Raw genomic sequence first — 8,183 nt, 5'->3', positions numbered from 1 at the left:
GACAGTTGGCTCCCACGGGTGGATCTGCAACCCGAAAGCTGGACACCCGCCTGACTTCCTGGCGTCAGGTCAGAACGTGGGAGCAACGCCTCTCAAAGCGTCTATCTCAAGCTAACGGGTGCAGTCGGGCTGTCCTCGGGTTAATCTCCTTCATGGCAATCGGCCCACAAGGTCGTACGGACTTCACCGACCGCCCTCAAGAAGGAGCTTGTCTGCATGTTCGATTTCTCCGCTCAACTCAAACAGCGGTTCGCTGCTCTCACGAGTGATGCACAATTCTTTTCCGTGCGTTATGTCCGTCGAAACGGCCAGCGTCTGTGCGTGCGCAAGAACGTCGCTGAACCGCCTTCACTGTTTACCGATGAAGGGGCGATGCTGACCGTACGCCTCAACGGCGTGGAAACCTACGCCGCGACCAACGACATTTCCGTGAATGGCTTGCAGACCGCCTTGCGCCAGGCCGAAGCGATGGCCCGCCGTCTGGCGCCGCATGCATTGCTCGACCTGAGCTCACAACCGGTGTCCACCGCGAAAGCCGATTATTTCTCGCCCAATTTCAGTCAGGCCTTCCCGCCGCTGAGCGATTGCATCGGCCTGTTGATGACCGAATCCACGTCGGTGCCCGAGGACGAGCGGCTGGTCAACTGGCAGGCCACGCTGGGGCTGGAAACCGTCGAGCAGATCTACCTCAACTCCGCCGGTGCCGAGCTGCGTCAGGCGCAACGCTTCGTGTTTCCAGGCCTTAGCGTGACCGCTTACGACGGGCTCGATAGCCAGACGCGTAATCTGGGCGGCGACAACTTTGGCCAACAGGGCGGCGTCGAAGTGCTGAGCAACTGCGGCTTGATCGGCGCGGCTGCCAGGATTGCCGACCAGGCCCTGCAACTGATCATGGCGCCCAATACGCCTTCCGGGCCGCGCGACCTGCTGTTGATGCCGGACCAGATGGTGCTGCAGATCCACGAGTCCATCGGTCACCCGCTGGAGCTGGACCGGATCCTCGGCGATGAGCGCAATTACGCCGGCACCAGCTTCGTCAAGGCAGCGGATTTCGGCACGTTGCAGTACGGTTCCAGCCTGCTCAACGTGACGTTCGATCCGGACATTCCCGAACAACTCGCCAGCTACGCCCATGACGACGACGGCACTGCGGCGAGCAAGCAATTCCTGATCCGCGACGGCGTTCTCCAACGCCCGCTCGGCGGTGCGCTGTCGCAATACCGCAGCGGCCTGGATGGCGTTGCCAACAGTCGCGCGTGCAGTTGGAATCGCCCGCCCATTGATCGCATGGCCAACCTGAACATCGAGCCGGGTGATCAATCGATGGACAGCCTGATCGGCAATATCGAGCACGGCATTCTGATGTCGAACAATCGCTCGTGGTCCATCGACGATGCCCGCAACAAGTTCCAGTTTGGCTGCGAATGGGGCCAGTTGATTGAAAACGGTGAACTCAAGGGCGTGGTGAAGAATCCCAATTACCGCGCGATATCGGCACGGTTCTGGAAGAGCCTGAGCGCCGTGGGCGATGCCAGCACCTTCAAGGTGCTGGGCACGCCGAACTGTGGCAAGGGCGAGCCGAATCAAGTGATCCGGGTCGGTCACGCGACACCTGCGTGTGTATTCACTGACGTCGATGTGTTTGGAGGAGATGCCTGATGCCGCACCAACAGCAATTCGAAGCGCTGGTTGCCGCACTCAAGGCAGCCCTTCGCCCCGCCGAGCACTTTACGCTGGCGTATGACGCCGAGGCGTCGGATTTCATTCGTTTCAACCACGGCCAGGTTCGTCAGGCCGGGCAGGTGCAGCAAGCCATTCTGAACGTGCAACTGATCGAGGACGGCCGCCACGCCAATCTTGAAGTCACGCTCTCCGGCGATGCCGACACCGATGTCCAGCGCCTGACCGACGCCTTGCAGCAACTGCGCGACACCCTGCCGCTGCTGTCGAAAGACCCGTATCTGCTGCCCAACACGCAGCCGTGGCAAAACACCAATCTGCAAAGCAGCCCGTTACCGGACAGTGGTCAGGTCGTCGAGCAGATCAGCGAGTTGTCTCAAGGACTGGATCTGGTCGGCTTCTATGCCGCAGGCCCTTTATATCGGGGCTTCGCCAGTTCGTGGGGTGCGTTGGGCTGGCATCAGGCCAACAGCTTCAACTTTGACTGGAGCCTGTTTCACGAGAATGGTCAGGCGGTGAAAGCCAACTATGCCGGTCACGACTGGAACAACGAGGCCTTCACTCGCCGCTTCGCACAGGCCCGCGAGCAACTCGACTATCTGGGCCGCCCGCTGCATACGCTCCAGCCTGGTCAGTACCGCGCCTACCTGGCTCCAGCCGCGCTGGATGAAATCATCGGCATGCTGAGCTGGGGCGGGTTCTCCGCGCAGGCGCTGGCCAGCAAACGCAGCCCGTTGCAGCGTCTGTACAACGGCGACGCGCAGTTCAGTCCGCGGGTCAGTATCGATGAGAAGGTCAGCGGCTCGCTGTCGCCTGCGTTTTCACGCGAAGGTTATCCACGCAAGGATCTGGCCCTGATCGCTGCAGGCAACGCAGCCGAGCAACTGGTGGATTCCAGCAGCGCGGCTGAATACGACCTGCAGGCCAATGGTGCAGACCACGGCGAATGGCCCAGCGCGCTGGACATTGCGGGCGGCTCGCTGGAACTGGATGAAGTGCTGCAAAGGCTCGGTACCGGGCTGTACATCAGCAACCTCTGGTACCTGAATTTCTCCGACCGGCCTGCGGCTCGCCTGACTGGCATGACCCGATTCGCGACCTTCTGGGTCGAAGACGGCAAAATCATCGCGCCGGTCAACACCATGCGGTTCGATGACAGTGCCTACAGTCTGCTCGGCAGCGCGCTGGAAGACCTGACCCGCGAACGCGAATTGATTCTGCAATCGAGTACCTACAGTCAGCGCCAGACAGGCTCCATTCAACTGCCCGGTGCTTTGATCAGCCGACTGACCCTCACGTTATAGCAAGGAGCTTATGTCTGACTCAGCCATCCCGGAACTGAACGAGAAGACCCTGCGCTGGATGCCCTGGGTCATTGCCATCGCGTTCTTCATGCAAAGCCTGGACGGTACGATCCTCAACACCGCCCTGCCCTCGATGGCCCACTCGCTGGTCGAAGACCCGCTGCGCATGCAATCGGTGGTCATCGCCTACATGCTGACCATTGCGCTGCTGATCCCGGCCTCGGGCTGGATTGCCGACCGGTTCGGGATCAAGCGCATCTTCTTCAGCGCGATCCTGCTGTTCAGCTTCGGATCATTGTTGTGCGCGCTGTCCAACTCGCTGGGCATGCTGGTCGGCGCCCGGGTGATTCAGGGCCTGGGCGGCGCGTTGATGGTGCCCATCGGACGGCTGATCGTGCTGCGTGCGTACCCGCGCTCGGAGCTGGTGCGGATCATGGGATTCATCACCGTACCCGGGCTGGTCGGCCCGTTGCTGGGTCCGACGCTCGGTGGCTGGATGGTCGAGTACCTGAGCTGGCACTGGATCTTCCTGCTCAATATCCCGGTCGGGATTCTCGGCTGTTACGCGGTCAGGCACTTCATTCCCGACCTGCCCGGTGGCGGGCGTACACGTTTCGATGGCGTGGGCTTCGTCCTGTTCGGCGCGGCGATGGTGCTGATCACCATCGCTCTCGAAGGGCTGGGCGAGCTGGACCTGCCACACATGCGCGTGGTGTTGCTGCTGTTTGCCGGCATGGGCTGTCTTGCTGCCTATTGGCTGCGGGCCGGGCACATCGACGCGCCGCTGTTCGCGCCGTCACTGTTCCGCACCCGCACGTTTGCCGTCGGCATCATTGGCAACCTGTTCGCCCGGCTGGGCAGCGGCGCGTTGCCGTTTCTGGTGCCGTTGCTGCTGCAGGTTGCGCTGGGCTATTCACCCTCCGAGGCGGGCATGAGCATGCTGCCGCTGGCCGCCGCAGGCATGTTTGCCAAGACCGTGGCGCGCTGGCTGATCGAGCACTTGGGCTATCGCACAATCCTGACCAGCAACACCTTGTTGCTGGGCCTTCTGTTGGCGAGTCTTGCCTTGGTGGATGTGCAGACGCCGTACTGGGTATTGCTGGTGCATCTGGGCCTGCTGGGTGCCGTGAACTCGCTGCAGTTCACCGCCATGAACACCGTGACTCTGATCGACCTCGACAACGCCAGCGCCGCGAGCGGCAACAGCCTGCTGTCGGTGGTGGCGCAATTGTCCCTGAGCCTGGGTGTGGCCAGCGCCGCAGCCTTGCTGGGAGGCTTCAGCGAAGAAGTGAACACTGGCGAAGTCAGCAGCGTACTGGGCGCATTTCAGATGACCTTTTTGAGCGTCGGCGTCTTGGCGATGTTCGCCGCAGGCATCTTTCTGCAGTTGCCTGTCGGCGAAGGACGCAAGAAGCCTTGAAGGCCTGATCACGTAGCGTGGCCGGGGTTGGCTGCGAGGTTCGGTGGGTTTCTGATCAGCCATTTATCGACATCGCCATCTGAGCGGGGGCCCGGACCTGATACACTGCGCGACATTTTTGTTTTGCAGGTCCATCGTCGTGACAAACACCGCTTTCAATACTCTGCCTCTGTCCGCTGCCATGCTGGCTAACCTGGAGTCGCTTGGTTATGCCGAAATGACACCGATTCAGGCGCAGAGCCTGCCGGTGATCCTCAAAGGCATGGACCTGATCGCTCAAGCCAAGACCGGCAGCGGCAAGACCGCAGCCTTCGGCATTGGCCTGCTCAACCCGATCAATCCGCGCTTCTTCGGTTGCCAGGCACTGGTCCTGTGCCCGACACGCGAACTGGCCGACCAGGTGGCCAAGGAAATCCGTCGTCTGGCGCGCTCGGAGGACAACATCAAGGTCCTGACCCTGTGCGGCGGCGTATCGTTCGGGCCGCAGATTGGCTCGCTGGAGCACGGCGCGCACATCATCGTCGGTACGCCGGGACGCATCCAGCAGCACTTGCGCAAAGGTTCGCTGGTACTCGACGGCCTGAACACGCTGATTCTCGATGAAGCCGACCGCATGCTGGACATGGGTTTCTACGACGCGATCGCCGACATCATCGAACAGACCCCGCAGCGCCGTCAGACCCTGCTGTTCTCGGCCACCTACCCGGTCGGCATCAAGCAGCTCTCGTCCAAGTTCATGCGCGATCCGCAGACCGTGAAAGTCGAAGCGCTGCACGCCGACAGCCAGATCGAGCAGATTTTCTACGAAATTTCGCCTGAGCAGCGTCTGGAGGCCGTGGTCAAGGTACTGGGGCATTTCCGTCCGGCCTCCTGCGTCGCGTTCTGCTTCACCAAGCAGCAGGTGCAGGAAGTGGTCGATCACCTGACCGCCAAAGGCATGTCGGCCGTCGGCCTGCACGGCGATCTGGAACAGCGCGACCGCGATCAGGTGCTGGCAATGTTCGCCAACCGCAGCACCTCCGTGCTGGTTGCCACCGACGTAGCGGCGCGCGGTCTGGACATCGATGCGCTGGACATGGTCATCAACGTCGAGCTGGCCCGTGATTCGGAAATCCATATCCACCGCGTCGGCCGTACCGGTCGAGCCGGTGAGAAAGGCATCGCGGTCAGCCTCGTGGCACCGTCGGAAAGCCAGCGTGCCCGCGCCATCGAAGAGTTGCAGAAAGCGCCGTTGAACTGGCAGCAGTACGACCGGCTGAGCATCAAGGAAGGCGGCAAGCTGCTGCCCGCCATGACCACGCTGTGCATCGGCTCGGGCCGCAAGGACAAACTGCGTCCGGGCGACATCCTCGGCGCACTCACCGGTGAAGCCGGAATCGCGGGCAGCCAGGTTGGCAAGATCGCGATCTTCGACTTCCAGGCCTACGTGGCGGTCGAGCGCAGCATGGCCAAACAGGCACTGGAGCGCTTGAACAACGGCAAGATCAAAGGCAAATCGCTGCGCGTGCGGATTCTGTAACCACTGGCATCCGCACCGTCGCTTTCGCGAGCCCTCTCACTCACAGTCTGCATCGAACGCAGATGCTTGTTCGACTCCCGAGGATCATGCTGTGCCCGTTACTGACGTTGTAATCATTGGCGCTGGCGCCGCAGGTCTGATGTGTGCGTTCACCGCTGCCAGCCGTGGGCGCAAGGTGATGCTGATCGATCACGCCAACAAACCCGGCAAGAAGATTCTGATGTCGGGCGGCGGGCGCTGTAACTTCACCAACATGTACACCGAGCCGGCCCACTTCCTGTCGCAGAATCCGCACTTCTGCAAATCGGCATTGGCGCGCTACACCCAGTGGGACTTCATCGCGATGGTCGCCAAGCACGGCGTGCCGTATCACGAAAAGAAACTGGGGCAGCTGTTCTGCGACAACAAGTCCAGCGACATTCTGGAGATGCTGCTGGAGGAGTGCCGTCAGGCCGGTGCCAGCCTGCACATGAACACCTCGGTGCAGCAGATCGACAAGACCGACTCGGGCTACCGCCTGGAAACCACGCTCGGCACGCTGAACTGCCAGTCGCTGGTGATCGCCACCGGCGGACTGTCGATCCCGACACTGGGCGCGACCGGGTTCGGCTATCAAGTCGGCAAGCAGTTCGGTCACACGCTGCTGCCAACGCGCGCGGGTCTGGTGCCGTTCACCATCACCGATCAGCTAAAGGCGTTGTGCACCGAACTGTCGGGCACGTCGGTGGATTGCCTGGTCAGTTGCAACGACACCCACTTTCGCGAAAATATCCTGTTTACCCACCGCGGCCTGAGCGGCCCGGCGATTCTGCAGATTTCCTCGTTCTGGCAACCCGGCGACACCGTGGAAATCAACCTGTTGCCCGATCACGATGTACCCGCCTGGCTGGCGCAGCAGCAGGCGGAACGCCCCAACAGCGAGCTGAAAACGCTGCTGGGCGAAATCTTCACCAAGAAGATGGCCAACCTGATCGCCGAACACTGGTTCGTCTCCAGGCCAATGAAGCAGTACACCCACGCCGAACTGGCCGACATCGCAGAGAAACTGGCGAACTGGCAGGTCATTCCGGCCGGCACCGAAGGCTATCGCACCGCCGAGGTTACGCTGGGTGGTATCGACACACGCGAGGTGTCTTCCAAGACCATGGAGTCGCTGAAATCACCGGGCCTGTACTTCGTCGGCGAAGTGCTGGACGTCAGCGGTCATCTGGGCGGCTTCAACTTCCAATGGGCGTGGGCCTCCGCCTACGCGGCTGCGCAATACGTGTGACGCAGCACTGAATGCCGGTATAAATTTTGCGAGGCGGATGTACAGCCGGGCATTTGGTCTGTACATATCCTCCTGCAGGATCGATTAATTGAGCACAAGGCCGTCAGCTTATTCATGGCATCGAAATCGCTTCGTCATACTTTCCGTCGTTTGTGGGCGCTGGATAAATTCAGTTATAGCGTTCGAGTCTTCATTGCCCTGACCGGCAGCATGGCGCTGTGCTGGTATCAGAACGAGATGGCCCTGCTGATCCCGCTGTTTCTGGGGATTATCGCCAGTGCCCTCGCCGAGACCGATGACAGCTGGCAAGGCCGCCTCAATGCGCTGGCCGTGACGCTGGTGTGCTTCAGCATTGCTGCCTTGGCCGTCGAATTATTGTTTCCCTACCCTTGGCTGTTCGTCTGCTCACTGGCGCTGGCTAGTTTCTGTCTGACCATGCTCGGTGCGCTGGGCGAACGCTATGGCGCAATTGCCTATGGCACGCTGATTCTGTCGGTCTACACCATGATTGGCGTAGACCAGCGCGGCGGCGAGGTGCTGGATTTCTGGCATGAGCCGATGCTGCTGGTAGCCGGTGCTGCGTGGTACGGCCTGCTGTCCGTCGTGTGGCAGATGCTGTTTTCCAACCAGCCGGTGCAGCAGGCGTTGGCGCGGCTGTTCCGCGAGTTGGGGCAGTACCTGAAACTCAAATCGACGCTGTTCGAACCGATCCGCACCTTGAACGTGGAGGCCCGGCGTCTTGAGCTGGCGCAGCAGAACGGCAAGGTCGTCGCGGCGCTGAACGTCACCAAAGAAATCATCCTCCATCGGGTCGGCAGTGGCCGTCCGGGTTCGAAAGTCAGTCGCTACCTCAAGCTGTATTTCATCGCGCAGGACATCCACGAGCGTGCCAGTTCGTCGCATTATCCGTACAACTCGCTGACCGACGCGTTCTTTCACAGCGACGTGCTGTTCCGCTGCCAGCGCCTGCTGCGTCAGCAGGGCGTGGCG

The 8,183-nt window shown here is 61.2% G+C and carries 6 protein-coding genes; all 6 read left to right on the top strand.

Annotated features, from left to right (window positions below):
* Positions 1 to 216 precede the first annotated feature (216 nt).
* Positions 217 to 1,659, top strand: a complete 1,443-nt coding sequence (locus BZK31_RS27095; protein WP_083186292.1) for a TldD/PmbA family protein — start codon at positions 217 to 219, stop codon at positions 1,657 to 1,659.
* Positions 1,659 to 2,984 carry a TldD/PmbA family protein gene (locus tag BZK31_RS27090; RefSeq protein ID WP_083186291.1) on the top strand — a complete coding sequence of 442 codons (1,326 nt, stop codon included), beginning with the start codon at positions 1,659 to 1,661 and terminating at the stop codon, positions 2,982 to 2,984. The genes BZK31_RS27095 and BZK31_RS27090 overlap by 1 nt, the downstream gene beginning before the upstream one ends.
* Before the next feature lie 10 nt (positions 2,985 to 2,994).
* Complete coding sequence (mdtD, locus tag BZK31_RS27085; protein WP_083186290.1) at positions 2,995 to 4,404, top strand: multidrug transporter subunit MdtD; 1,410 nt, start codon at positions 2,995 to 2,997, stop codon at positions 4,402 to 4,404.
* 139 nt (positions 4,405 to 4,543) lie between these two features.
* On the top strand, positions 4,544 to 5,923 hold the full coding sequence (gene dbpA / locus BZK31_RS27080) for an ATP-dependent RNA helicase DbpA (RefSeq protein ID WP_083186289.1): 1,380 nt from the start codon (positions 4,544 to 4,546) through the stop codon (positions 5,921 to 5,923).
* Between the two features lie 91 nt (positions 5,924 to 6,014).
* The gene (locus BZK31_RS27075; protein WP_083186288.1) at positions 6,015 to 7,193 is read left to right on the top strand and encodes a BaiN/RdsA family NAD(P)/FAD-dependent oxidoreductase; all 1,179 of its coding nucleotides are present in this window, start codon (positions 6,015 to 6,017) and stop codon (positions 7,191 to 7,193) included.
* A 114-nt stretch (positions 7,194 to 7,307) separates the two neighbouring features.
* Positions 7,308 to 8,183 (top strand): FUSC family membrane protein (locus tag BZK31_RS27070; protein ID WP_244182746.1); only part of this gene is annotated, 876 nt, incomplete at its 3' end.

The organism is Pseudomonas floridensis (genome assembly GCF_002087235.1).
GTDB classification, from domain to species: domain Bacteria; phylum Pseudomonadota; class Gammaproteobacteria; order Pseudomonadales; family Pseudomonadaceae; genus Aquipseudomonas; species Aquipseudomonas floridensis.
The sequence above is the reverse complement of the archived record's forward strand: the minus strand, read 5'-3'. Positions and strand labels throughout refer to the sequence as shown.

Bases quoted from the DNA above. Each gene is read 5' to 3' on its own strand.
- BZK31_RS27095 (WP_083186292.1), top strand. From the start codon at position 217: ATGTTCGATTTCTCCGCTCAACTCAAACAGCGGTTCGCTGCTCTCACG.
- BZK31_RS27090 (WP_083186291.1), top strand. From the start codon at position 1,659: ATGCCGCACCAACAGCAATTCGAAGCGCTGGTTGCCGCACTCAAGGCA.
- mdtD (WP_083186290.1), top strand. From the start codon at position 2,995: ATGTCTGACTCAGCCATCCCGGAACTGAACGAGAAGACCCTGCGCTGG.